The 25,607-nt window shown below is 69.0% G+C and carries 23 protein-coding genes and 1 tRNA gene; 14 read left to right on the forward strand and 10 right to left on the reverse strand.

The window, feature by feature from the left end; all coding sequences use genetic code 11:
* The first annotated feature begins 13 nt into the window (after nt 1-13).
* From sigM to trxA, 4 genes are all read left to right on the forward strand, one after another.
* Nucleotides 14-739 (forward strand): RNA polymerase sigma factor SigM, encoded by a 726-nt coding sequence (gene sigM, locus AB0F01_RS13790; RefSeq protein ID WP_362093995.1) that lies wholly within the window; start codon nt 14-16, stop codon nt 737-739.
* On the forward strand, nt 736-1,695 hold the full coding sequence (locus tag AB0F01_RS13795; RefSeq protein ID WP_362093998.1) for a hypothetical protein: 960 nt from the start codon (nt 736-738) through the stop codon (nt 1,693-1,695). The genes sigM and AB0F01_RS13795 overlap by 4 nt, the downstream gene beginning before the upstream one ends.
* 197 nt (nt 1,696-1,892) lie before the next feature.
* On the forward strand, nt 1,893-2,864 hold the full coding sequence (gene trxB, locus AB0F01_RS13800) for a thioredoxin-disulfide reductase (protein WP_362094001.1): 972 nt from the start codon (nt 1,893-1,895) through the stop codon (nt 2,862-2,864).
* Between the two features lie 36 nt (nt 2,865-2,900).
* Entirely contained in the window at nt 2,901-3,233 is a 333-nt protein-coding gene (trxA, locus tag AB0F01_RS13805) for a thioredoxin (RefSeq protein ID WP_362094003.1), read from the forward strand.
* Between the two features lie 108 nt (nt 3,234-3,341).
* Here the strand turns inward: trxA and AB0F01_RS13810 are convergent, their stop codons facing one another.
* The 9 genes from AB0F01_RS13810 to rpmH all read right to left on the reverse strand — a co-directional run bounded on the left by AB0F01_RS13810 (nt 3,342) and on the right by rpmH (nt 10,310).
* Nucleotides 3,342-3,959, reverse strand: a complete 618-nt coding sequence (locus AB0F01_RS13810) for a GNAT family N-acetyltransferase (protein ID WP_362094005.1) — start codon at nt 3,957-3,959, stop codon at nt 3,342-3,344.
* A gap of 318 nt (nt 3,960-4,277) precedes the next feature.
* A complete protein-coding gene (locus tag AB0F01_RS13815) occupies nt 4,278-5,381 on the reverse strand; it encodes a ParB/RepB/Spo0J family partition protein (protein ID WP_362094008.1) in 1,104 nt (367 codons plus the stop codon).
* Nucleotides 5,378-6,454 carry a ParA family protein gene (locus tag AB0F01_RS13820; RefSeq protein ID WP_362094410.1) on the reverse strand — a complete coding sequence of 359 codons (1,077 nt, stop codon included), beginning with the start codon at nt 6,452-6,454 and terminating at the stop codon, nt 5,378-5,380. Before AB0F01_RS13820 ends, AB0F01_RS13815 begins: the two co-directional genes overlap by 4 nt.
* Nucleotides 6,455-6,765: 311 nt before the next feature.
* Nucleotides 6,766-7,485: a 16S rRNA (guanine(527)-N(7))-methyltransferase RsmG gene (rsmG, locus tag AB0F01_RS13825; protein ID WP_362094011.1), complete on the reverse strand. Its 720-nt coding sequence runs from the start codon at nt 7,483-7,485 to the stop codon at nt 6,766-6,768.
* A gap of 121 nt (nt 7,486-7,606) precedes the next feature.
* Nucleotides 7,607-8,119: a R3H domain-containing nucleic acid-binding protein gene (locus tag AB0F01_RS13830; RefSeq protein ID WP_362094014.1), complete on the reverse strand. Its 513-nt coding sequence runs from the start codon at nt 8,117-8,119 to the stop codon at nt 7,607-7,609.
* A gap of 14 nt (nt 8,120-8,133) precedes the next feature.
* Nucleotides 8,134-9,405 carry a membrane protein insertase YidC gene (gene yidC / locus AB0F01_RS13835; RefSeq protein WP_362094017.1) on the reverse strand — a complete coding sequence of 424 codons (1,272 nt, stop codon included), beginning with the start codon at nt 9,403-9,405 and terminating at the stop codon, nt 8,134-8,136.
* Nucleotides 9,406-9,408: 3 nt separating this feature from the next.
* The gene (gene yidD, locus AB0F01_RS13840; protein WP_362094020.1) at nt 9,409-9,783 is read right to left on the reverse strand and encodes a membrane protein insertion efficiency factor YidD; all 375 of its coding nucleotides are present in this window, start codon (nt 9,781-9,783) and stop codon (nt 9,409-9,411) included.
* Nucleotides 9,780-10,151, reverse strand: coding sequence for a ribonuclease P protein component (gene rnpA / locus AB0F01_RS13845; RefSeq protein WP_362094022.1), 372 nt, complete (start codon nt 10,149-10,151; stop codon nt 9,780-9,782). Before rnpA ends, yidD begins: the two co-directional genes overlap by 4 nt.
* A 21-nt stretch (nt 10,152-10,172) precedes the next feature.
* A complete protein-coding gene (gene rpmH / locus AB0F01_RS13850; RefSeq protein WP_003956500.1) occupies nt 10,173-10,310 on the reverse strand; it encodes a 50S ribosomal protein L34 in 138 nt (45 codons plus the stop codon).
* A 375-nt stretch (nt 10,311-10,685) separates the two neighbouring features.
* On the opposite strand from rpmH, the gene dnaA reads away from it, so the two are divergent.
* From dnaA to AB0F01_RS13895, 9 genes are all read left to right on the forward strand, one after another.
* Complete coding sequence (gene dnaA / locus AB0F01_RS13855; protein WP_362094025.1) at nt 10,686-12,647, forward strand: chromosomal replication initiator protein DnaA; 1,962 nt, start codon at nt 10,686-10,688, stop codon at nt 12,645-12,647.
* A 1,317-nt stretch (nt 12,648-13,964) separates the two neighbouring features.
* Nucleotides 13,965-15,095 carry a DNA polymerase III subunit beta gene (gene dnaN / locus AB0F01_RS13860; protein WP_362094413.1) on the forward strand — a complete coding sequence of 377 codons (1,131 nt, stop codon included), beginning with the start codon at nt 13,965-13,967 and terminating at the stop codon, nt 15,093-15,095.
* A gap of 238 nt (nt 15,096-15,333) precedes the next feature.
* Entirely contained in the window at nt 15,334-16,209 is an 876-nt protein-coding gene (gene gnd, locus AB0F01_RS13865; RefSeq protein WP_362094027.1) for a phosphogluconate dehydrogenase (NAD(+)-dependent, decarboxylating), read from the forward strand.
* Between the two features lie 100 nt (nt 16,210-16,309).
* Complete coding sequence (gene recF, locus AB0F01_RS13870) at nt 16,310-17,431, forward strand: DNA replication/repair protein RecF (RefSeq protein ID WP_362094030.1); 1,122 nt, start codon at nt 16,310-16,312, stop codon at nt 17,429-17,431.
* Nucleotides 17,428-17,970 (forward strand): DciA family protein, encoded by a 543-nt coding sequence (locus AB0F01_RS13875; RefSeq protein ID WP_362094032.1) that lies wholly within the window; start codon nt 17,428-17,430, stop codon nt 17,968-17,970. Before recF ends, AB0F01_RS13875 begins: the two co-directional genes overlap by 4 nt.
* Nucleotides 17,971-18,419: 449 nt before the next feature.
* Nucleotides 18,420-20,453: a DNA topoisomerase (ATP-hydrolyzing) subunit B gene (gene gyrB / locus AB0F01_RS13880; RefSeq protein ID WP_362094416.1), complete on the forward strand. Its 2,034-nt coding sequence runs from the start codon at nt 18,420-18,422 to the stop codon at nt 20,451-20,453.
* 42 nt (nt 20,454-20,495) lie between these two features.
* Nucleotides 20,496-23,087, forward strand: a complete 2,592-nt coding sequence (gene gyrA / locus AB0F01_RS13885; protein ID WP_362094035.1) for a DNA gyrase subunit A — start codon at nt 20,496-20,498, stop codon at nt 23,085-23,087.
* An 18-nt stretch (nt 23,088-23,105) separates the two neighbouring features.
* Nucleotides 23,106-23,837: a DUF3566 domain-containing protein gene (locus AB0F01_RS13890; protein WP_362094038.1), complete on the forward strand. Its 732-nt coding sequence runs from the start codon at nt 23,106-23,108 to the stop codon at nt 23,835-23,837.
* A gap of 120 nt (nt 23,838-23,957) precedes the next feature.
* Nucleotides 23,958-24,034 (forward strand) — tRNA-Ile (locus AB0F01_RS13895).
* A 613-nt stretch (nt 24,035-24,647) separates the two neighbouring features.
* Here the strand turns inward: AB0F01_RS13895 and AB0F01_RS13900 are convergent.
* Nucleotides 24,648-25,052 carry a DUF6344 domain-containing protein gene (locus AB0F01_RS13900; RefSeq protein WP_362094040.1) on the reverse strand — a complete coding sequence of 135 codons (405 nt, stop codon included), beginning with the start codon at nt 25,050-25,052 and terminating at the stop codon, nt 24,648-24,650.
* 337 nt (nt 25,053-25,389) lie between these two features.
* On the opposite strand from AB0F01_RS13900, the gene AB0F01_RS13905 reads away from it, so the two are divergent.
* Nucleotides 25,390-25,518: a DLW-39 family protein gene (locus tag AB0F01_RS13905; protein WP_003999697.1), complete on the forward strand. Its 129-nt coding sequence runs from the start codon at nt 25,390-25,392 to the stop codon at nt 25,516-25,518.
* The last annotated feature ends 89 nt before the right edge of the window (nt 25,519-25,607 follow it).

Consider the following 25,607-nt stretch of genomic DNA (forward strand, 5'->3'; position numbering starts at 1 on the left):
GGGGAGGGGCCCGATGGCGGACGGCACCGCGAACCGCGAAGCGAGCGACCGGGACCTGCTCTCCCGCCACGTGAAAGGCGACCCCGACGCCTTCGGTGAGCTGGTGCGCCGGCACCGCGACCGGTTGTGGGCCGTGGCGCTGCGGACCCTGGGAGACCGTGAGGAAGCCGCGGATGCCGTCCAGGACGCCCTCGTCTCCGCCTATCGGGCCGCGCACTCCTTCCGGGGCCAGTCGGCGGTCACCACCTGGCTGCACCGGATCACGGTCAACGCCTGCCTCGACCGTGTCCGCAAGGCCGCCTCACGCAAGACCTCACCGGTCGAGGACACCGAGCGGCTGGAGCAGCTGCTGGAGCCGCACGAGTCCGCCTCGGCCCCCGCGGAACGCAACGACCTGCACCGCCAGCTCATCGAGGCGATGGCCACCCTCCCGCACGATCAGCGGGCGGCTCTCGTCCTCGTGGACATGCAGGGGTATCCGGTCGCCGAAGCCGCCCGCATCCTGGATGTCCCCGCCGGCACCGTGAAGAGCCGCTGCGCCAGGGGCCGGGCCAGGCTGCTGCCGCTGCTCACTCACCTCCGCTCCGACACGACCGGTGAAGCCGGCAGCGGGGCCGGCGGAGGGAACCGGACGCGAGGTCCGTCCGTCCCATCCTCGGCGGAGCCGCGGCAAGCGGTTCCGCGGGAGAGCGGACCGAATGACCCGGCTGCAGTGAAGGGCGGAGGTGGGCGAGCGTGACGTCGAGAGCGCACAGGACGGAGCACCCGGACGTCGCCGAGATCTCCGACCTCACCGAAGGCCTGCTTCCGCCGGACCGCACCACCACCGTGCAGCGACACCTGGACGAGTGCGAACTCTGCGCCGGCATGCACGCCTCCCTCGAGGAGGTCCGGGGTCTGCTCGGCGCGTTGCCCGAACCCCCTCGCATGCCCGATGACGTCGCCCAGCGCATCGATGCGGCGCTCGCTGTCGAAGCCCGGCTCAGTGCCACGGGCACGGAGCGCCGGACGCCCGCTGAAGAGGCCGGTGCTGCGCTCCCGTCGCCCGACGACCACGACGCTGAGGTGTCAGACGCTGATGTGTCCGACGCAGATGTTTCACGTGAAACATCGGCCGCACCGTCTGACCGGCCTGCCGGGAGGGCCCGGATCTCGACGACCGGGCCGGGTCGCGGCAGCCGTCGCCCCGGCACCACCCGCCGAGGACGGCGTCGAATCGCCGTACTGGGCACCGCGTTCACCGTCGCCGCTCTGGGCCTCGGCTCGGTCTTCCTGTCCTCACTCGACGACACCGGGAGCGCGGAAGGGGACCAGGGGGTGACCGCCGCCGACACCTTCGCCGCGGGGGAGCTGGAACAGCAGGTGACGGAGCTCCTGGGACGGCGTGCTCCCTCAGACGCCGGGTCCCGCTCTCCGAACACCTTCGGGCTCGAGTCCGAAGCGAACGGAGCGAGCCCTCGGACCCTCAGGCAGCCCGCCGTCCCGGAGTGCGTCCGTGAGGGCCTCGGCACGGACGACGACGCCCTCGCCACCGAGACCGGGGTCTTCCAGGGCAAGGAAGCTCTGCTCGTGGTGCTGCCCGATGCCGCCGACCAGCGCCGGGTCAGGGCCTACATCATGGAAGCGACCTGCGTGGACCGGCCATCGGCCGGCCCGGCCCAGGTCCTGCTCAAGGAGTCCTACACCCGGCGTTGAGCGCCGGCTGCGCCTTGTCGCCACCGAGGCCCCGCACCCCTGTGTCCACCTTCCGCGGACCCGCCCCCGGCGGCGCTTCCGTGTGCCCTGACACGGCGGGAATGCCCGCCCCGTAGGATCCGTTGGACGGGGTGAGAGTCCTGCGAGAAGCTCCCACCACCGGTCGACCGAAGCAGACAGAGACGAGGAAACACGCCGTGAGCGACGTCCGTAACGTGATCATCATCGGCTCGGGGCCCGCCGGCTACACGGCAGCGCTCTACACCGCCCGTGCGTCGCTGAAGCCCCTCGTGTTCGAGGGTGCCGTCACCGCCGGTGGTGCCCTGATGAACACCACCGATGTCGAGAACTTCCCCGGCTTCCAGGACGGCATCCTGGGTCCCGAGCTCATGGACAACATGCGGGCTCAGGCCGAGCGTTTCGGCGCCGAGCTCATTCCGGACGACGTGGTCGCCGTCGACCTGTCCGGTGACATCAAGACCGTCACCGACACGGCGGGCACGGTACACCGGGCGAAGGCCGTCATCGTCACGACCGGCTCCCAGCACCGGAAGCTGGGTCTGCCGAACGAGGACGCCCTCTCCGGCCGTGGTGTCTCCTGGTGTGCCACCTGTGACGGCTTCTTCTTCAAGGACCAGGACATCGCCGTGATCGGTGGTGGCGACACCGCGATGGAGGAGGCCACCTTCCTCTCGCGCTTCGCCAAGTCCGTGACGGTCGTCCACCGCCGGGACACCCTGCGCGCCTCCAAGGCGATGCAGGAGCGCGCCTTCGCCGACCCGAAGATCTCGTTCGTCTGGGACAGCGAGGTCGCCGAGGTCCAGGGCGACCAGAAGCTCTCCGGGCTGAAGCTGCGCAACGTCAAGACGGGCGAGCTGTCGGACCTGGCGGTGACCGGCCTGTTCATCGCCATCGGCCACGACCCGCGCACCGAGCTGTTCAAGGGCCAGCTGGAGCTCGACGGCGAGGGCTACCTCAAGGTCGAGGCGCCTTCCACGCACACGAGTCTTCGCGGTGTCTTCGGTGCCGGTGACGTGGTCGACCACACCTACCGCCAGGCGATCACGGCGGCCGGCACGGGCTGTGCCGCCGCCCTCGACGCCGAGCGCTACCTCGCCGCCCTCGCGGACGGCGAGAAGGCCGAACCCGAGAAGACCGCCGCCGTCTGATCACCCACCACGCATCAACCAGTTAAGGAGCCCGCCGTGGCAGGCACCCTGAAGAACGTGACCGACGCTTCCTTCGAGCAGGACGTCCTCAAGAGCGACAAGCCCGTCCTGGTGGACTTCTGGGCCGCCTGGTGCGGCCCCTGCCGCCAGATCGCTCCGTCCCTCGAGGCGATCGCCGCCGAGTACGGAGACAAGATCGAGGTCGTCAAGCTGAACATCGACGAGAACCCGGGGACGGCTGCCAAGTACGGCGTGATGTCCATCCCGACCCTGAACGTGTACCAGCGGGGCGAGGTCGCCAAGACCATCGTCGGCGCCAAGCCGAAGGCCGCGATCATCCGCGACCTGGAGGCCTTCATCTCCGCTTGACGGCGATCCGCCCCCGCGGCGGCATGTTTCACGTGAAACACGAAAGGGCCGACCCGTTTCGGGTCGGCCCTTTCGCACGAGTCGCTCAGCAAGGGAGACGTTGTCGGCTCAGAGCGGCCGAAGGACGGGTTCCTTCTGCACCGCACCCAGCAAACGGTCGAGCGCCATCTCCACATCTTCCTTCCAGGAGAGCGCCGTCCTCAGTTCAAGCCTCAGCCGCGGATGGCGCGGGTGCTGCCGTACCGTCTTGAACCCCACCGCCAGCAGATGGTCGGCCGGCAGGACACAGGCCGGCTCCGTCCAGCGGGCATCACCGAACGCCTCGATCGCCTTGAATCCCCGGCGCAGCAGATCCTTGGCCACGGTCTGCACGATCACCCGTCCCAACCCTTGCCCCTGGTAGCCCGGCACGATGATGGCGGTCATCAGCTGCACCGCGTCCGGTGACACAGGGCTCGTGGGGAACGCGGTGGAACGGGGAACGTACGCGGGCGGGGCATAGAGCACGAACCCCACGGGGACATCGTCCACGTAGACGACCCTGCCGCAGGAGCCCCACTCCAGGAGAACGGCCGAGATCCACGCCTCCTTCTCGAGCGCGGACTTACCCGCTTTTACGGCTGCCTCACCGCTGACGGGGTCGAGTTCCCAGAAGACACATGAGCGACAGCGCTGGGGGAGGTCCTGAAGGTTGTCCAGCGTGAGCGGTACGACCCGACGCCCCATGAAGGCTGTTCCTCGCTTTTCTCGCCTGCTGCCTCACAGGCGGCTGCCAAAGCGTTCCGTTCCCTGAGCAAGCTGCCGACGAATCCGCCTACGGCTCCCACCCCCAGCCAAGCGCTCACCATCCGGGTGCGGCTCGTCATGCGCATGGCTCCTGCCTTGGTCTCGGACGTGCTGCCGGGTGAGTGCGCCATATACGAATGCATCGTATCCATGATGCGTTTCCGTCGATACCGGCGGAAAGCAAAGGGCGGACCGTGTTCCGGTATACACCGGACAGGGTCCGCCCCAGTCGGCTACGTCACGGCAGCCGGTGGCTGCTCAGGACTCCGGTTCCACCGAGTCGTCGTCGACGAGACTCCTCTGCAGGACAGGTCCCTCCCCCGGTGCCAGCGTGCCGAGGATGCGTTCGAGGTCCTCCATGGAGGCGAACTCGACCGTGATCTTGCCCTTCTTCTGTCCCAGATCGACCTTTACCCGGGTCTCGAAACGATCCGAGAGACGCGTGGCCAGGTCGGTGAGCGCGGGTGAGACCCGCGTGCCGGCGCGCGGACCCTTGGCCTTCGTGGCCTTCTGGGGCCGCGAACCCATGAGGTTCACGATCTCCTCGACCGCCCGCACCGAAAGGCCCTCGGCCACGATGCGGTGAGCCAACCGGTCCTGCTCCTCGCTGTCCTCCACCGAGAGAAGAGCACGCGCGTGCCCTGCGGAGAGCACCCCGGCAGCCACCCGGTTCTGCACCCTGGGGGAGAGCTTCAGCAGCCGCAGCGTGTTGGAGACCTGCGGCCGGGAACGGCCGATGCGGTCAGCCAACTGGTCGTGGGTGCAGTTGAAGTCTCTCAGCAGCTGGTCGTAGGCGGCCGCCTCTTCCAGCGGGTTCAGCTGGGCACGGTGCAAGTTCTCCAGCAGCGCGTCCAGAAGGAGCTTCTCGTCCTCCGTGGCACGGACGATCGCCGGCACCTTCTCCAGGCCGGCCTCCCGACACGCCCGCCAACGCCGCTCACCCATGATGAGCTCGTACTGGCCGGGACCGGTCTGCCGCACGACGACCGGCTGGAGGAGCCCGACTTCCTTGATCGAGGTGACGAGCTCCGCGAGAGCGTCCGGGTCGAACACGGTCCGCGGCTGACGTGGGTTCGGCGTGACCGAATCCAGCGGGATCTCGGCGAAGTGCGCGCCGACGGGCGCTGCGAATCCTTCAGCGGCCGAGTGGGTCCGCGTCTCCTCCGTTTCACGTGAAACGGGGGACAGGGTGGCCACCTTTGCCGCTGCGACACCTCGCTCGTTCGGCAGCACGGCCGCTGCCCCGCCTGTCGCTCCCGATGCGCCGCCCCCCACCGCGGGCGGAGGCACGCTCCGCTCCGTCGGGGCAGCAGGAATCAGGGCACCGAGACCGCGGCCCAACCCCCTCCGTCGCTCGCTCACTGGACGCCCTCCACCATGTTCGGATCGTTCTGCTGTGCGCCGACGTGGGCATGCGACGCGTCATAACTGATGCCGACGCCCCTCAGCGCGATCTCGCGTGCCGCCTCGAGGTACGAGAGGGCACCGCTCGATCCAGGATCGTAGGTCAGCACCGTCTGCCCATAGCTCGGTGCCTCGGAGATGCGGACCGAACGCGGAATGCTGGTCCGGAGCACTTCCTCACCGAAGTGGCTGCGCACCTCGTCCGCGACCTGGGAGGCGAGCCGGGTCCGGCCGTCGTACATGGTGAGCAGGATCGTCGACACGTGCAGAGCGGGATTGAGATGTCCCCGCACCAGGTCGACGTTGCGCAACAACTGCCCCAGCCCTTCGAGCGCGTAGTACTCGCACTGGATGGGGATGAGGACTTCCTCCCCGGCCACCAGCGCGTTGACCGTGAGCAGTCCCAGGGACGGCGGGCAGTCGATGAGGACGTAGTCCAGCGGCTGCTCATAGGCCTGGATCGCCCGCTGCAGCCGGCTTTCCCGCGCGACCAGGGACACCAGCTCGATCTCTGCACCGGCGAGATCGATGGTGGCAGGAGCGCAGAAGAGTCCCTCGACGTCGGGGACGGGCTGAACGACGTCGGACAGGGGCTTGCTCTCCACCAGGACGTCGTAGATCGACGGAACCTCGGCATGGTGATCGATACCGAGCGCGGTGGACGCGTTGCCCTGCGGGTCGAGGTCCACCACCAGGACACGAGCACCATGCAGGGCGAGCGAGGCGGCCAGGTTGACGGTGGTCGTGGTCTTACCCACGCCGCCCTTCTGGTTGGCCACCACCATGACGCGGGTCTGCTCGGGCCGTGGCAAGCCCTCACCGGCGCGTCCCAGTGCCTCCACTGCCAGTTGAGCAGCACGACCGATGGGAGTGTCGTCCATAGGCGGCGGTGTTTCACGTGAAACATCCGCCCCCATCGACTCGGTACGGGGACCGGGGACCGGATCGGTCATCGGTCCCGCGATGTTGGCGTCGGACCGCAAGGATTCACTCTCCTCGACTTCAGGCTCGCAATGAACAGAGCCTCCCATGTCTTCGGGGTCGTGAACCAGTGAGGCCTGGCGTTCTGTGGAGAAATCCACCTCTGTGGACATGTCCGTGCCCCTCACGGGGGACGGAGCGGTCTCCGGAACAGGACCCTCTCCGAGTGAACCGAGAGGTTTGCGGTCGCGGGGTTCGGCCGCAGCGCGGCCGCGACTGATGATGCCGTGCAGCAGTGAGCGACGTTTCACGTGAAACACGATGCACAGCGCCATGAGCCGTATCGGCGCGACACTCCGGCGGACGCCGGTTCGGCAGTGTGGGTGGAGCCCTTCTGGCCCCGTGCGGCAGGGCTGTGTGTTTATCCGCGCCGACGACGGGTGCGACCCGTCCGGGCGGCCTTGGCGCGCTTCGCCGCGAACCGTACGCCCCCGGGGCTCTCCCCCACTTCCACCCGCACCACCGTCGACAGGGGGTCCACCAGGCCGTTACCCACGTGCACGATGGAGGTCGTCACGGCCCCCAACTTGTTCAGCGCACTCGCCGCGCTCTTCAGTTCCTCCTCGGCGGTGTCCCCCTTGAGGGCCAGCATCTCCCCGTACGGCCGCAACAAGGGGATCCCCCAGGTGGCCAGTCGGTCGAGGGGTGCCACGGCACGCGCAGTCACCACGTGCACGGGAGGGATCTTGCCCATGACCTCCTCCGCCCGGCCGCGCACGACCGTGACATGATCCAGCCCGAGCAGTTCCACCACCTCGGTGAGAAAGGTGGTGCGCCTCAGCAACGGCTCCAGCAGCGTGATCTTGAGGTCTTCCCGGACCAGCGCCAGGGGAATGCCGGGCAGGCCAGCGCCCGACCCGACGTCGCACACGGTCACTCCCTCGGGGACGACCTCGGAGAGCACGGCGCAGTTCAGCAGATGGCGCTCCCAGAGACGGGGCACCTCTCTCGGGCCGATCAGACCACGCTGAACACCCGCCTCGGCGAGCAGCTCCGCGTACCGGACCGCGTCCGCGAAGCGGGCACCGAACACCTCACGTGCCTGCTCGGGCGCGGGGGGAAGCTCCGCTGCCTCGGTCACGGGGAACCGTCCTTCCGTACCGTGCCGACATCGAGCGCCGACACCAGAACCACGAACTATCAGGCTGACAAAATCCGGCCCCGCCTGCGCTACAGACGGGGCCGGTGGAGCATGTATCCGATCAGGCGGGAAGCACGACGACGAAGCGCTGCGGCTCCTCGCCCTCGGACTCGCTGCGCAGTCCGGCGGCCTTGACCGCATCGTGCACGACCTTGCGCTCGAACGGCGTCATCGGGTCGAGTCGCACGGGCTCGCCGCTGCTCTTGGCGTCCGCCGCGGCCTTGGCACCGAGCTCGGACAGCTCGGCCCGCTTCCTGGCCCGGTACTCGGCGATGTCGAGCATCAGGCGGCTGCGGTCGCCGGTCTCCCGGTGCACGGCCAGCCGCGTCAGTTCCTGGAGTGCCTCCAGCACCTCACCGTCCCGGCCGACCAGCTTCTGCAGATCACGGCTGCCCGTGTCGCTGATGATCGATACGGAGGCGCGGTCGGCCTCGACGTCCATGTCGATGTCACCGTCGAGGTCGGCGATGTCGAGCAGACCCTCCAGGTAGTCCGCGGCAATTTCACCCTCCTGCTCCAGGCGGGTCAGGGTGTCTGTGCCCTCGGCAGCGGTGGAGATGGTGCCTTCCGTCACGGATGGACTCCTTCTTACTTCTTGGACGGGGACTTGGGCCGCTGTGGGCCCTTGCGCTGTCCGGACTGGGCCTTGCTGCGGGTACCGTTGCCGGGCTGCTTGCCCGTGCCCTTCTTGGCGCCGGCGGTGGACTTGGCGTTGCTCCCGGCCCGCGGTTCGTCGGACTTGGTCAACGAGGTGGGCTCGCCGGCGGCCTTGGCAGCGCCGGACTGGCGCTGCGACTTGCTCTGCCGCTTGGGCTGCTGCCGCCTGGGCGCCGTCCCACCCTGGGCACCGTCCTCGGCGTGTTCCGTGGCCTCGCCCTTGATCACGGAGCCGTCGGTCTGGGCCACCAGACCCGACTTGCCCAGACCGTTGATGAACCTGCGCTCGTGCTCGTTGCGGTCCCGGCCCTTGGCGACGATGGCCTTGACGATGGCGCGCTGGCGACGGTTGCGCGTGCCGCCGTGCTTCACGACGTGCTTGGCGAGGCGCTCCAGGTAGGCGGCCTGGGCCTTGGAACCCGGCGTCGGGTTGTTGTGGATGACGTACATCTGCTGGCCCATGGTCCACACGTTGGTGGTCAGCCAGTAGACCAGGACACCGACCGGGAAGTTGATGCCGAAGACGGCGAAGATGATGGGGAAGACGTACATCAGCATCTTCTGCTGCTGCATGAACGGCGTCTTCACCGTGGTGTCGACGTTCTTCGTCATCAGCTGGCGCTGCGTGTAGAACTGCGACAGCGACATCAGGACGATCATCAGCGCCGTGACGACGCGCACGTCCGTGAGCGAGGCGCTGAGCTCCTGGACCTTCTCCGCGCTGTCCGTGAACTTCGCGGCGAGCGGGGCGCCGAAGATGTGGGCCTTCTGCGCACTCCGGAGGAGGGTCTCGTCGATCACGCCGACGGTGTTGTTCGACGCGATGCTGTTCAGCACGTGGTACAGCGCGAAGAAGAACGGGGACTGCGCCAGGATGGGAAGACACGAGGACAGCGGGTTGGTGCCCGTGTCCTTGTAGAGCTTCATCATCTCTTCGGACTGGCGCTGCCGGTCGTTCTTGTAGCGCTCCTGGATCTTCTTCATCTCCGGCTGGAGCGTCTGCATCGCGCGCGTCGCCTTGATCTGCTTCACGAAGAGCGGGATCAGGCAGATGCGGATGAGGATCACCAGGGACACGATGGACAGGCCCCAGGCCCATCCGGTGTCGGGGCCGAAGATGGCGCCGTACACCGTGTGGAACTGGACGATGACCCAGGAGACGGGTGTCGTGATGAAGCTGAAGAAGCTGGCAATCGTGTCCACTAATCATGCTCCTTGGGCATGGGACGAGGTCTCAGCGGCCGGGCTCGAAGGACTCGTCGGACCTGTGGGGGAAGTCTGTCCCTCGGTGGCCGGTTCGGCGGCGGAGGGCCCGCCCTTGCGTGCACGCCAGGCGCTTCGCAGCATTTCGTGCCATCGCGGGCGCTTGCGTGGAGGGACATGGTCCACACCACCGAGCGACCACGGATTGCACCGCAGGATGCGCCAGGCCGTGAGTGCTGTGCCCTTGATGGCACCGTGCCGGTCGATGGCCGTGTAGCCGTAGTGGGAACACGATGGGTAGTACTTGCACACCGGGCCCAGCAGCGGACTGATCGTCCACTGGTAGAGCTTGATCAGGGCCAGCAGTGGGTACTTCATCGGGTGCCCCCTCCCAGGAGCCGCTGCAGGGCGGCGTCCAGGTCTCGGGCCAGTTCTGCGTGGTCGGCGTCGCCCGCCCCGGGCAACGCCCGTACGACTACCAGGCTACCGGGGGGCAGTCGGCCGATTCGCTCGCGCATCAGGTGGCGAAGCCTGCGCTTCACCGTGTTGCGCACCACCGCACCGCCCACGGCCTTGCTCACGACGAAACCCGCACGCGGCGGAGGAGCGCTCTCCCCAGGCGCGTGCGGGTCCGTGGCACCGCTACGAAGGTGTACGACGAGGTGCTGGCGCCCGGCCCGGCGTCCTCGTCGTACGGCGTTCGCGAAGTCCTCGCGCCGCCTCAGCCGGTGGTCGGTGGGCAGCACGACGTCATGACCTGATCGAAATCAGGCGGACAGGCGGGCGCGACCCTTGCTGCGGCGGGACGCGAGGATCGCGCGGCCGGCACGGGTGCGCATACGCAGCCGGAAGCCGTGGGTCTTCGCGCGACGACGGTTGTTCGGCTGGAAGGTGCGCTTGCTCACTCGGGGGCTCCAGAAAAGATCGGGGTCTGCGGGATGCCGTCCTGGCTGTCACCGTGCGCCCACGAGTAGCTCGCGTTACGCCCGAGTGCACCGCTGACCGATCACCTTGCGCGATCTGTGCCCATCGGAGGCAGGCGGCAGCAGCCATCGACAACTCGACCTCGTCACGGTACGCGCGGCTGCGCCATTCGGTCAAACCGCTGCTCGCCGGGAGACACTTGTCCACAGCCTGGGGACAACAACTTGAACCGTACCGGCCGCGCTGACTACCGTGACTGGACTTCGACTCGTTCCCTTGTGTCCCTTCACCACCCCTTGATCCACCGACCCGTCCCCGAATCACACGTTCGAGGGACCTGTGAGAGAGCGTGCCCTGTGGCTGACGTACCTGCCGATCTTGCCGCAGTGTGGCCACGCGTTCTGGAACAGCTTCTCGGCGAGGGCCGTGGTCACGGGGTCGAAGGGAAGGACGAGCACTGGATCAGGCGCTGCCAGCCCCTGGCCCTCGTCGCCGACACCGCACTGCTGGCCGTGCCGAACGAGTTCGCCAAGGGTGTGCTCGAGGGTCGCCTGGCACCCGTCGTCAGCGAGACCCTGAGCCGCGAGTGCGGCCGCCCCATCCGGATCGCCATCACCGTCGACGAGTCCGCCGGCGAACCTCCGGCCGCTCCGGCGCCCGCCCCGCCCCGTGCACAGCCCCGGTACGAGGAACCCGAACTCCCCACGGCCCGCCCGGAACGTCCGGAGCGCGACCAGTACGAGGGGGGATACGACGGGTACGAGGGGTACGGCCGCCGTCGCCCCGAGCAGCATCCCGGCCCTCCCGGCGACCAGCTCCCCACCGCCCGTCCCGCCTACCCCTCCGAGTACCAGCGTCCGGAGCCCGCCTCCTGGCCCCGGCCCACGCAGGACGAGTACGGCTGGCAGCAGCAGCGCCTCGGCTTCCCCGACCGGGACCCGTACGCCTCACCCTCGCAGGACGCCTACGGCGACCGGGAGGGCTACGGGGGCCAGGACGGCTACGGCGGTCCGCCTCCGCAGGACTACCGTCCGCAGCCGATGGAGCGCCCCTCCTACGAGCAGCCGCGTGCCGACTACGACCCGCCCCGCGGTGACTACGACCGCGGCGATTACGACCGGAGCGACTACGACCCGCGCGACTCCGGTCGGCGCGAGCGGCCCGAGCCCCCGGCCGGTTCCGGCCACGTCCACCGCGGCGGCCCGGTCGGCCCGAACCTGCCCACCACCGGCGCGCCCGGTCCGCTGGCCGCGCAGCCCGCGCCGGCCACCGGCCCCGGGGAACCGACCGCCCGGCTCAACCCCAAGTACCTCTTCGACACGTTCGTGATCGGCGCGTCCAACCGGTTCGCGCACGCGGCCGCGGTCGCCGTCGCCGAGGCACCCGCCAAGGCGTACAACCCCCTCTTCATCTACGGGGAGTCGGGGCTCGGCAAGACACACCTGCTGCACGCCATCGGGCACTACGCGCGCAGCCTCTACCCGGGCACCCGCGTGCGGTACGTCAGCTCGGAGGAGTTCACCAACGAGTTCATCAACTCCATCCGCGACGGCAAGGGCGACAGCTTCCGCAAGCGGTACCGCGAGATGGACATCCTCCTGGTCGACGACATCCAGTTCCTGGCGGACAAGGAGTCGACGCAGGAGGAGTTCTTCCACACCTTCAACACCCTGCACAACGCGAACAAGCAGATCGTGCTCTCCAGCGACCGGCCGCCCAAGCAGCTGGTGACGCTGGAGGACCGGCTGCGGAACCGTTTCGAGTGGGGCCTGATCACCGACGTCCAGCCGCCCGAGCTGGAGACCCGCATCGCGATCCTGCGCAAGAAGGCGGTGCAGGAGCAGCTCAACGCCCCGCCGGAGGTCCTGGAGTTCATCGCCTCGCGGATCTCCCGGAACATCCGTGAGCTGGAGGGCGCGCTGATCCGGGTGACGGCGTTCGCTTCGCTCAACCGCCAGCCGGTGGATCTGGGGCTGACGGAGATCGTCCTGAAGGACCTGATCCCCGGCGGCGACGACTCGGCACCGGAGATCACCTCGACGGCCATCATGGGCGCCACGGCCGACTACTTCGGGCTCACGGTCGAGGACCTGTGCGGCACGTCCCGGGGCCGGGCGCTGGTCACCGCACGGCAGATCGCGATGTACCTGTGCCGGGAGCTCACGGATCTGTCGCTGCCGAAGATCGGTGCGCTGTTCGGCGGGCGGGACCACACCACGGTGATGCACGCGGACCGCAAGATTCGCAATCTGATGGCCGAGCGGCGCTCCATCTACAACCAGGTCACCGAGCTCACCAACCGCATCAAGGCGGGCTGAGGCAGAGCGCCGGCCCGTCGAGGGCGCCTCCGGAACCCTCCTGGAGGCGCCCTTCGTCGTGCCCGGGGGCCGGGGCTCCGCAGCACACCCGGGCGGCGGGCGACGCGGTTGCCGCAGGCCCGGTTTCGCGCTCCCGGACACCTGCCGTGGCCGTTGCCCCGGCTCCCTTGCCGCTTGCGAACCGCTGTGTGCCGCCGGTACCGGCTGTATCGCCGTTGTGGCCCTACGGGCCGTACCGGCCCGAGCCGCTCGGCAGGGGAGTCTGCCGCTGCCACCCCGTCACACCGGGGGCTTTCGCCAGGGACGCCCGCGCGATGTGTACCGGTGATGCCAGGCATGCCGATCAGGGCGTCCCCTCGTCCGCCTTGTCCCGAGCCTCGGCACCCGCCCCTCCACGGCCGTCCGCGAAGTCCCGCGGGCCCGCAGGCCCGCCGACGGTACGCGCCTCGGAACACCGTCCGGTATCCCGCCCGCGCCACGCGGGGCGCGCCACGCACCGCACGGTGCCGCACGGCGGTCGACGCCGTGCGGCACCCGCTGTTCGATTAATGGCCGGGTTACGGCCGCGCTCCACAGATTCGACGACTTTTTCGCGTCCACATCCTGGGGACTGCGAAGTTGTCCCGACCTCGTCCACAGGTCACCCTGGTGAGGAGCGATCGAGCCAGGTCAGCGGGTTGGGGATTCGTGGACGAAGGATCTCCACAACCTGTGGACAACCTGGCGATCCCCAGCCTGTGCACAAAGTTGTCCACGGACAACCCACAGGCTGGAGCCCCTTGTCCCCAGCAAACGCCGTTTTCTCCACATGGCTGTCCACTGTTCGGCAACGCGACGCCCGCCCTCACTGGGTCGAGTGAAAGGCGTCACATCAAGGTGCCGCGAGGCCCTGTGGGAAAGACGCCGAAAGCTGGGGACGGCTCTGGGGAGAACTCGCCCCGCCCTGTGCACGGTGTGTGCAGAACTTTCTGTTCTCCACAGAAGCCCTTGGTTGTCCACTGCCGCCGCCCACAGGGGACGTGGACAAAATCTGGGTCTTGACCTGCGGAAACGAGGTTATCCACGGTATCCACAGGCCCTACTACTACTCCCAACTAGAGAGAGCGAGGAAATCGTTTCGAAGTGGGTCCTGTGCACAACTCGATGCTTCGACCCCGGCTGCCCCTCGTCACGACTTGACCCCGACCGGCACCTACTGTCAGTGCGGTGCGTCAGACTGGTCCCGGTGTCCTTCCCCGCACCGGGAGCGATGACACCGAGTCAGACGACGAAGCCAGGCAGGGCGAGAAGCGCCGGCAACAGCAGGAGGCGGCAACAGTGAAGATCCGGGTGGAACGCGACGTACTCGCGGAGGCAGTGGCCTGGGCGGCACGCAGCCTCCCGGCCCGTCCGCCGGCGCCTGTCCTCGCCGGCCTGCTGCTGAAGGCCGAGGACGGTCAGCTCAGCCTGTCCAGCTTCGACTACGAGGTCTCGGCGCGGGTCTCGGTGGAGGCGGAGATCGAGGAGGAGGGCACGGTGCTCGTCTCCGGCCGCCTGCTCGCCGACATCTCCCGCGCCCTCCCCAACCGGCCGGTGGAGATCTCCACGGACGGTGTACGGGCGACCGTGGTGTGCGGATCCTCGCGGTTCACCCTCCACACCCTGCCCGTGGAGGAGTACCCGGCCCTGCCGCAGATGCCGAACGCGACCGGCACGGTCCCGGGGGAGGTCTTCGCCTCCGCCGTGCAGCAGGTCGCCATCGCCGCGGGCCGCGACGACACGCTGCCCGTCCTGACGGGTGTGCGCATCGAGATCGAGGGCGACACCGTGACGCTCGCCTCCACCGACCGCTACCGCTTCGCGGTCCGCGAGTTCCTGTGGAAGCCGGAGAACCCGGAGGCGTCGGCGGTCGCCCTCGTGCCCGCCAAGACGCTGCTGGACACCGCCAAGGCCCTGACCAGCGGCGACCAGGTGATCCTGGCGCTGTCCGGCTCGGGCGCGGGCGAGGGCCTGATCGGTTTCGAGGGCGCCGGCCGCCGGACCACCACGCGACTGCTGGAGGGCGACCTCCCGAAGTACCGCACGCTCTTCCCGACCGAGTTCAACAGCATCGCCGTGATCGAGACCGCCCCCTTCGTGGAGGCCGTGAAGCGCGTGGCGCTGGTCGCCGAGCGCAACACCCCGGTGCGCCTCAGCTTCGAGCAGGGCGTACTGATCCTGGAGGCCGGTTCCAGCGACGACGCACAGGCTGTGGAAAGGGTCGACGCCCAGCTGGAGGGCGACGACATCTCCATCGCCTTCAACCCGACGTTCCTGCTCGACGGCCTGAGCGCGATCGACTCCCCGGTGGCGCAGCTGTCCTTCACCACGTCCACCAAGCCGGCCCTGCTCAGCGGGCGCCCGGCGGTCGACGCGGAGGCGGACGAGGCCTACAAGTACCTGATCATGCCGGTGCGGCTGAGCGGCTGAGCGGCCGCTCTGTCCACAGCTGTGCACAGTTCGTCCGGGGTCCGGTGGACCACCGGCTCCGCCGAGTCGGCCGGATCCCGGAAGCCCTGTGGAGGAAGCCGCAGGTGGGGGCGTACGCATGAGCGCATACGCCCACAGATGTGCGTGAGCGTCCGGGTTTAGGCTCAGGGCGGTACCTGGTACCCGGCACAGCCGTGCCGTCACGCCACGTCACGTCGCAACCTAAGGAACACAACTGATGGAGCTCGGTCTCGTCGGCCTCGGCAAGATGGGCGGCAACATGCGCGAGCGGATCCGTCGCGCGGGCCACACCGTCGTCGGATACGACCGCAATCCCGACCTCGCCGACGTCCACAGCCTTCACGATCTGGTGGGCAAGCTGACCGGCCCGCGCGTGGTGTGGGTGATGGTCCCGGCCGGTGAGGCCACCCAGGCCACCATCGACGCGCTCGCCGAACTGCTTGAGCCGGGCGATGTCGTGGTGGACGGCGGCAACTCCCGCTGGACGGACGACGAGAAGCACGCCGAGGAGCTGGCCGCCAAGGGCATAGGGTTCGTCGACTGCGGCGTCTCCGGCGGTGTCTGGGGCCTGGAGAACGGCTACGCCCTGATGTACGGCGGCGCCGCGGAGGACGTCGCCAAGGTGCAGCCGATCTTCGACGCGCTCAAGCCGGAGGGTGACTTCGGCTCGGTGCACGCCGGCAAGGTGGGCGCCGGCCACTTCGCGAAGATGGTCCACAACGGCATCGAGTACGCGATGATGCAGGCGTACGCCGAGGGCTGGGAGCTGCTGGAGAAGGCCGACTCCGTCACCGACGTCCGGGAGGTGTTCCGCTCCTGGCAGGAGGGCACGGTGATCCGCTCCTGGCTCCTGGACCTCGCGGTGAACGCCCTGGACGAGGACGAGCACCTGGACGCCCTCCGGGGTTATGCACAGGACTCGGGTGAGGGACGCTGGACGGTGGAGGCGGCCATCGACCACGCGGTGCCGCTGCCCGCGATCACCGCGTCGCTGTTCGCGCGGTTCTCCTCGCGTCAGGAGGACTCGCCGCAGATGAAGATGATCGCGGCCCTGCGCAACCAGTTCGGCGGGCACGCGGTCGAGAAGAAGTAATCCACAGGGGTCCACGAGGATCCACAGAACCCACAGGACATCCAGTCGTCCACAGGGCCGTACGGCGGCCCGCGGCGCCGGGGGAGGTCGGCGAAGGACCATGCACGTCACGCACCTGTCGTTGGCCGATTTCCGGTCCTACCCCCGGGTCGAGGTCCCGCTCGACCCGGGGGTGACGGCCTTCGTCGGTCCCAACGGCCAGGGCAAGACGAACCTGGTCGAGGCCGTCGGCTACCTGGCCACCCTCGGCAGCCACCGGGTCTCCTCCGACGCCCCGCTGGTCCGGATGGGAGCTGACCGCGCCGTCGTCCGGGCCCAGGTCCGCCAGGGGGAGCGGCAGCAGCTCATCGAGCTGGAGCTGAACCCCGGGCGCGCCAACCGGGCCCGTATCAACCGCTCCTCGCAGGTCAAGCCGCGGGACGTGTTGGGCATCGTCCGCACCGTGCTGTTCGCGCCCGAGGACCTGGCGCTGATCAAGGGCGACCCGGGCGAGCGGCGCCGCTTCCTCGACGAACTGATCACCGCCCGTTCCCCGCGTATGGCCGGGGTCCGCTCCGACTACGACCGGGTGCTCAAGCAGCGCAACACGCTGCTGAAGTCGGCCGCGCTGGCCCGCCGGCACGGCGGCCGCACGCTGGACCTGTCGACGCTGGACGTGTGGGACCAGCACCTCGCCCGCGCCGGGGCCGAACTGCTCGCGCGGCGCCTGGACCTGATCGCGGCGCTCCAGCCGCTGGCGGACAAGGCGTACGAGCAGCTCGCGCCGGGCGGAGGGCCGGTCGCGCTGGAGTACAAGCCGTCCGCGCCCGGCGAGGCGCACACCCGCGAGGACCTGTTCGAGCAGCTCATGGCCGCCCTGGCGGAGGCGCGCAAGCAGGAGATCGAGCGGGGCGTCACCCTGGTCGGTCCGCACCGGGACGATCTGCTGCTGCGGCTCGGCGAGCTGCCGGCGAAGGGGTACGCCTCCCACGGCGAGTCCTGGTCCTACGCGCTCGCCCTGCGGCTGGCGTCGTACGACCTGCTGCGGGCCGAGGGCAACGAGCCGGTGCTGGTCCTCGACGACGTCTTCGCGGAGCTGGACACCCGTCGCCGGGAACGGCTCGCCGAACTCGTCGCCCCCGGTGAGCAGGTACTGGTGACCGCGGCCGTGGACGACGACGTGCCGCATGTGCTCGCCGGGACGCGGTTCCGGGTGGCGGAGGGCACGGTGGAGCGCGCATGAGCGAGCCCGGTACGCCCGGGGGCGCCCCGGGGGGCGCTCCGCAGCCGTCCGGCGTGGATCTCGCCCGGGTGGCGCTGCGGGCGGCCCGGGACGCGGCCCGCGCGCGGGGTGACGCGGCGCAGCAGAGGAAGCAGACGCGCCGCGGCGGCCTGCGCTCCGGCGCGGGTGCCGACCGGCGGGATCCGATGGCGCTCGGTGCGGCGATCAACCGGCTGCTGACCGAGCGGGGCTGGGAGGCGCCGGCCGCCGTCGGCGGTGTGATGGGCCGCTGGCCGGAGATCGTGGGCGAGGACGTGGCCAACCACTGCGCGCCCGAGCGGTACGACGAGGACGAGCGGGTGCTGGTCGTGCGCTGCGACTCCTCGGCCTGGGCGACGAACCTGCGGCTGCTCGCGCCGACTCTGGTGGCCCGGCTGAACCAGGACCTCGGGCACGGCACGGTGAAGCAGATCAAGGTCCAGGGTCCGGGCGGTCCCGCACGCCGCTACGGCCCTCTGCGCGCGCCGGGAAGCACCGGTCCGGGGGACACGTACGGGTGACGGGACGCCGATTTCCGGCCTTCCCCCGCCACGTGATCGACATCACATCAGGGCTTCTCAACCCCTTGATCGGGGCACTGCCGCCCGGTGTGTCCACGCCTCGCACAGGGTTGCGAATCGGCACCTGACTCCCCAGTAGCCAAGGGTTGACGGTCCGAAGCGCTGAGTGCCCTCGTGGACCGCCTGGGGCCCCCATCCGCATATCGGGAGTCGCGAGCGGCCGGTTGAGGGCGGCACATGCGGATCCAGGTACCGGCAAACCCCCATCGATGTCAGCGCTACCGGTAGACTGGAGGCAATCCCGCCCCGATCGTGGGGACCGCCCGGGAAAAGCTGAGCAACGCTGATCAAGGCTTACCAACGCAACATGCCGCAGCCGCTCCGGCGACCCTCGCCCACAGGGGGTGCTCCCAGGAGTTCGGCTCGTGCTGTGCCAGAAAGGGCGCTTCGTGGCCGATTCCGGCAACCCCAACGAGATCATCCCGTCCACCGACGCCGGCGCCGAGGCCACCGCCTCGTACGACGCCAGCGCCATCACCGTCCTCGAGGGCCTGGACGCGGTCCGCAAGCGACCCGGCATGTACATCGGTTCGACCGGTGAGCGCGGTCTGCACCACCTGGTGCAGGAGGTCGTCGACAACTCCGTCGACGAGGCGCTGGCCGGCCACGCGGACACCATCGACGTCACGATCCTCGCCGACGGCGGCGTGCGCGTCGTCGACAACGGGCGCGGCATCCCGGTCGGCATCGTCCCCTCCGAGGGCAAGCCGGCCGTCGAGGTCGTGCTGACGGTGCTGCACGCGGGCGGAAAGTTCGGTGGCGGCGGCTACGCGGTCTCCGGCGGTCTGCACGGCGTGGGCGTCTCCGTCGTGAACGCCCTGTCGACCAAGGTGTCCGTCGAGATCAAGACCGACGGCCACCGCTGGACGCAGGACTACAAGCTCGGCGTCCCGACGGCTCCGCTGGCCAAGCACGAGGCCACGGACGAGCACGGCACCTCGGTCACCTTCTGGGCCGACCCCGACATCTTCGAGACCACCGACTACTCCTTCGAGACGCTGTCGCGGCGTTTCCAGGAGATGGCGTTCCTCAACAAGGGCCTGCGCATCAACCTCACCGACGAGCGCGAGTCGGCGAAGGCCACCGCCGGCGCGGACGAGGCGGGCGAGGACGAGAAGCACGAGGTCAAGCACGTCTCGTACCACTACGAGGGCGGCATCGTCGACTTCGTGAAGTACCTCAACTCCCGCAAGGGCGACGTGGTGCACCCCACCGTGATCGACCTGGAGGCCGAGGACAAGGACAAGAGCCTGTCCCTCGAGATCGCCATGCAGTGGAACGGCGGCTACACCGAGGGCGTCTACTCCTTCGCCAACATCATCCACACCCATGAGGGCGGTACGCACGAAGAGGGCTTCCGCGCCGCGCTGACCTCGCTGATCAACAAGTACGCGCGCGACCGCAAGCTGCTGCGCGAGAAGGACGACAACCTCACGGGCGACGACATCCGCGAGGGCCTGACGGCGATCATCTCGGTCAAGCTGAGCGAGCCCCAGTTCGAGGGCCAGACGAAGACCAAGCTGGGCAACACCGAGGTGAAGACCTTCGTGCAGAAGGTCGTCTACGAGCACCTGGCGGACTGGCTGGACCGCAACCCGAACGAGGCGGCGGACATCGTCCGCAAGGGCATCCAGGCCGCCACCGCGCGTGTGGCCGCCCGCAAGGCCCGTGACCTCACGCGGCGCAAGGGCCTGCTGGAGACGGCGTCCCTGCCGGGCAAGCTCTCCGACTGCCAGTCGAACGACCCCACCAAGTGCGAGATCTTCATCGTCGAGGGCGACTCCGCCGGCGGCTCGGCCAAGTCCGGCCGCAACCCGGAGTACCAGGCGATCCTCCCGATCCGCGGCAAGATCCTCAACGTCGAGAAGGCGCGGATCGACAAGATCCTGCAGAACCAGGAGATCCAGGCGCTGATCTCCGCCTTCGGCACGGGCGTGCACGAGGACTTCGACATCGAGAAGCTCCGCTACCACAAGATCATTCTCATGGCGGACGCCGACGTCGACGGCCAGCACATCAACACCCTGCTGCTGACCTTCCTGTTCCGCTTCATGCGTCCGCTGGTCGAGGCCGGGCACGTGTTCCTGTCCCGCCCCCCGCTGTACAAGATCAAGTGGGGCCGTGACGAGGTGGAGTACGCCTATTCCGACCGTGAGCGCGACGCGCTGATCGAGATCGGGCGGCAGCGGGGCAAGCGCATCCGTGAGGACTCCATCCAGCGCTTCAAGGGCCTCGGCGAGATGAACGCCGAGGAGCTGCGCGTCACGACCATGGACCAGGAGCACCGCGTCCTCGGCCAGGTCACGCTCGACGACGCCGCGCAGGCCGACGACCTGTTCTCCGTCCTGATGGGCGAGGACGTGGAGGCCCGCCGCCAGTTCATCCAGCGCAACGCCAAGGACGTCCGCTTCCTCGACATCTGAGTCGGTCTCAGCTGACCGCACCAGGAAGGATCTTCACCAGCAATGACCGACGAGAACACTCCCGTCACGCCCGAAGAGGACGGCCTCGCGCTGCGCGTCGAGCCGGTCGGGCTCGAGACGGAGATGCAGCGCTCCTACCTCGACTACGCGATGTCCGTCATCGTCTCGCGTGCGCTGCCCGACGTCCGTGACGGCCTCAAGCCCGTCCACCGCCGGGTGCTGTACGCGATGTACGACGGCGGCTACCGCCCCGAGCGCGGCTTCTACAAGTGCGCGCGCGTGGTCGGCGACGTCATGGGCAACTACCACCCGCACGGCGACTCCTCGATCTACGACGCGCTGGTCCGCCTCGCGCAGCCGTGGTCGATGCGCATGCCGCTGGTGGACTCCAACGGCAACTTCGGCTCCCCGGGCAACGACCCGGCGGCGGCGATGCGGTACACCGAGTGCAAGATGGCGCCGCTGTCGATGGAGATGGTCCGCGACATCGACGAGGAGACCGTCGACTCCACGGACAACTACGACGGCCGCTCCCAGGAGCCGACCGTCCTGCCCGCCCGCTTCCCGAACCTGCTGATCAACGGCTCGGCGGGCATCGCGGTCGGCATGGCGACCAACATCCCGCCGCACAACCTGCGCGAGGTCGCCTCCGGTGCCCAGTGGTACCTGGAGAACCCGGAGGCCTCCCAGGAGGACCTGCTCGACGCGCTGATGGAGCGCATCAAGGGCCCCGACTTCCCGACCGGCGCCCTGGTGGTGGGCCGCAAGGGCATCGAGGAGGCCTACCGCACCGGCCGCGGGTCGATCACCATGCGCGCGGTGGTCGAGGTCGAGGAGATCCAGAACCGCCAGTGCCTGGTGGTCACCGAGCTGCCCTACCAGGTCAACCCGGACAACCTCGCGCAGAAGATCGCCGACCTGGTGAAGGACGGCAAGATCGGCGGCATCGCCGACGTGCGTGACGAGACCTCCTCGCGCACCGGTCAGCGCCTGGTCATCGTGCTCAAGCGGGACGCGGTCGCCAAGGTCGTGCTGAACAACCTGTACAAGCACACCGACCTGCAGACGAACTTCGGCGCCAACATGCTGGCGCTGGTCGACGGCGTGCCGCGCACGCTCTCCCTCGACGCGTTCATCCGCCACTGGGTGACGCACCAGATCGAGGTCATCGTCCGCCGGACGCGCTTCCGCCTTCGCAAGGCCGAGGAGCGCGCCCACATCCTGCGCGGCCTGCTGAAGGCCCTGGACGCCATCGACGAGGTCATCGCGCTGATCCGGCGCAGCGACACCGTCGAGATCGCGCGCGGGGGCCTGATGGACCTCCTGGAGATCGACGAGATCCAGGCCAACGCGATCCTGGAGATGCAGCTGCGCCGGCTGGCCGCCCTGGAGCGCCAGAAGATCGTCCAGGAGCACGACGAACTGCAGGCGAAGATCGACGAGTACAACCAGATCCTCGCCTCCCCGGTGCGCCAGCGCGGCATCGTCAGCGAGGAGCTGGCCGCGATCGTCGAGAAGTACGGCGACGACCGCAAGACGAAGCTGATCCCCTACGAGGGCGACATGTCCATCGAGGACCTGATCGCCGAGGAGGACATCGTCGTCACGGTCACCCGCGGCGGCTACATCAAGCGCACCAAGACGCACGACTACCGGGCTCAGAAGCGCGGCGGCAAGGGCGTGCGCGGCACGAAGCTCAAGGAAGACGACATCGTCAACCACTTCTTCGTGTCCACGACGCACCACTGGCTGCTGTTCTTCACCAACAAGGGCCGGGTCTACCGCGCGAAGGCGTACGAACTGCCGGACGCCGGGCGGGAGGCGCGCGGTCAGCACGTGGCCAACCTGCTGGCCTTCCAGCCGGACGAGGTGATCGCCGAGATCCTCGCGATCCGCGACTACGAGGCCGCGCCGTACCTGGTGCTCGCCACCAAGGCCGGTCTGGTCAAGAAGACCGCGCTGAAGGACTACGATTCTCCGCGTTCGGGTGGTGTGATCGCGATCAACCTGCGCGAGCAGGAGGACGGTTCCGACGACGAACTGATCGGTGCCGAACTCGTGTCGTCCGACGACGACCTCCTGCTGATCAGCAAGAAGGCGCAGTCGATCAGGTTCACCGCCACGGACGACACGTTGCGTCCCATGGGCCGTGCGACCTCGGGCGTCAAGGGCATGAGTTTCCGTGAAGGGGACGAGCTGCTCTCGATGAATGTTGTTCGACCCGGTACGTTCGTGTTCACTGCTACGGACGGCGGGTACGCGAAGCGGACCGCCGTCGACGAGTACCGCGTCCAGGGTCGCGGCGGCCTCGGCATCAAGGCCGCCAAGATCGTCGAGGACCGCGGCACCCTCGTCGGCGCGCTGGTGGTGGAGGAGACCGACGAGATCCTCGCCATCACGCTGTCCGGCGGCGTGATTCGTACGCGAGTCAACGAGGTCAGGGAGACGGGCCGTGACACCATGGGCGTCCAACTGATCAATCTGGGCAAGCGCGATGCCGTGGTCGGCATCGCCCGTAACGCCGAGGCGGGACGCGAGGCGGAGGAAGTCGACGGCGACGTGGCCGTGGACGAGACCGACGAGAGTGCCGCGACCACCGGTGCGGCCGAGGGTGAGGCGCCCTCGGCCGAGTAGGACGAGGAGTGAGTCAGCGTGAGCGGAGCCACGGGCGCCGGACCGGCCGGTACCAGTACGGGGACGGACGGCGGTGCCCGTGGCTCGGCCGCGCCGGCGAACGATCCGCACACCACCAACCTCAAGCCGGTGAAGGACGACACCCGCGCGTCCGGCCCGCAGGGACCTTCCGGGGCAGGCGGGACGGACGGCCGCGGCGCACAGCGGGCCGCGTCGCGCGGCGCGGGCCAGTCGGCCTCGCCGCTGCCCGGGGAGCGGCAGTCGCAGCAGCAGGCGGGCCCCTACCACCCCCCGCAGGCCTATCCGGCGCAGGCCGGGGCGGCCGCCGGCCAGACCGGCGCGGTCCGTCGCCCGCGCACCGGGGCGCGCACCACCCCGCGCGTGCGCAAGGCGCGTCTGCGGGTGGCCAAGATGGACCCCTGGTCGGTGATGAAGGTCAGCTTCCTGCTCTCCATCGCCCTCGGGGTGTGCACCATCGTCGCGTCGGCGGTGCTGTGGATGGTCATGGACGCCATGGGCGTGTTCTCGACCGTGGGCGGCACCATCGCCGAGGCGACCGGCTCCAACGAGTCGAACGGCTTCGACCTGCAGTCGTTCCTGTCGCTGCCCAACGTCCTGCTCTTCACCACGGTCATCGCGGTCATCGACGTCGTCCTGGCGACGGCCCTCGCGACTCTCGGCGCCTTCATCTACAACCTGTCCGCGGGCTTCGTGGGCGGCGTCGAGCTGACGCTGGCCGAGGACGAGTGAGGGGTGCGCAGAGCCTTCCCGGCCTGCTCCGACGGCCCTCCGGCAACCGATTTTGGGACTGCCCCGGTCGTGCGCTAATCTTCAGGAGTCAGCGCGCGGGACGACCCCGCAGAGCGCGGCGGGGCTATAGCTCAGTTGGTTAGAGCGCATCCCTGATAAGGATGAGGTCACTGGTTCAAATCCAGTTAGCCCCACCAGCGAGAAGACCCCCAGTCGATACCGGCTGGGGGTCTTCGGCGTCCACGGCGTGGCAGCTTCGGGCCGAAGCCGCTCCGCCGACCGTTCGGACCACCAGCGGTCCGCCTCGCCCGAAGGCGTTGTAAGCCCAAGACGGTCCAGGCCGGCGCGGAGATGCCGGCGCACACGAGGAACACGGACGAGCCCTCTGCGTCGGGGCGATCGATGAGCCATACAACGGCTCCTGCCGCCCACCCCCACGCCGCGAACGAATGCCGCCGTGGGGCTGCTGTGTGCCCAGGTCAGGAACGGGCGCTTCGCCACGATGTCCCCTCTGTGTGGTGCGGCGCATCGCCGAGAAGTCCGGCGAGGTTTCCGGCGTCCCCGCCCTGGGCTCGGATGCCTCCTGTCCGCTGCTTCCCTGCGCACGGGCAGGGGAAGGGGTTACCGGCCGTCGCTCGAGCACCGAGGAAGGACCGGGGAGTCCGCTACGGATGTGCCGCGGCGCGGGCATGGGGAAGGCCCGGCAGCTGTGGGAGCTGCCGGGCCTGTGGCGTGCCGTGCGGTGCTGTACGCAAGTTCGCCAGGACTCGGGGGAGCGGAACGGCACGGGATGAGGTGTCCCCAGAGGGTTCAGCGCTGCAGCGGGATGCGATGGCCGGTGAGGGGGCCGGCCGGTGCCGTGGCGTCGTCCGGGGCGGTGGCGTCGTCCGGGGCGGTGGCGCCGTCGGAGCAGTCCGGGTCCGCCGGTGCGGCCACGGAGTCGGCGAACGGGTGCTGCCGGCAGCCGGGCGACGTGCCGTGGGCCTCGGCGCGGATGCGCTGCTTCATCGTGGGGGGCAGCGACCTGGCGTGCGGATGGACCCGGAGGGACGAAGCCGGTGCCGTCGTCTCGGAGGAGCTCTCGCTGTTGCGGCTCGTCTCGCTCTGCTGTACGGCGGCGGAGGCCGTCGTCGTGATCAGGCCGAGCGCCGTGCACAGCGCGAGGAAGGCGGTGACGATGACGGTCCAGAGCTTCATGACCTTGTTCCTGGCCACGGTCCCTCACTTTCGGGTTGGGCGATTTGCGTACTTTCCTCATGATGTGTATGAGTGCGACGAAGTGGTGGACCGACGCCCGTGGCGCGTCGATGTTCAGATGAACACCACTCGGATGGGTGCAAGAGGGGGAAAATGTGGGGAGCCGGGTGAGAAGCGGTCAAAATCACCGTCCGTGCGGGTGTCGTCACGCTCTGGTCGGATCGGCGAATTCCGCTTCTACTCAGCGAGGAAGAGGGCGAGTTGAGGCGCCCGGGCAGGTCACCGATTGGTATCGGCCGGTGTGTATAGTCGGGCGCCAGAAGTCCCCTACGTCAAGGAAAGACGAGGTAGCGCGGTGAAGAAGCTTCTCCTGGTCGCACTGGCCGCCATCGGCGGGCTCCTCGTGTACCGCCAGATCCAGGCGGATCGCGCCGAGCAGGATCTGTGGACGGAGGCGACTGACTCCGTGCCCACGGGTTCCTGAGTACCGACAGCCGAGCTGAACACGCCCCGACCGCCCCGGCGGTCGGGGTTTCGTGTGTCACGGGGTCCTGTCGCCGGACCCGGTCCGCG

This window comes from Streptomyces sp. NPDC029526, from assembly GCF_040637405.1.
Lineage (GTDB): Bacteria > Actinomycetota > Actinomycetes > Streptomycetales > Streptomycetaceae > Streptomyces.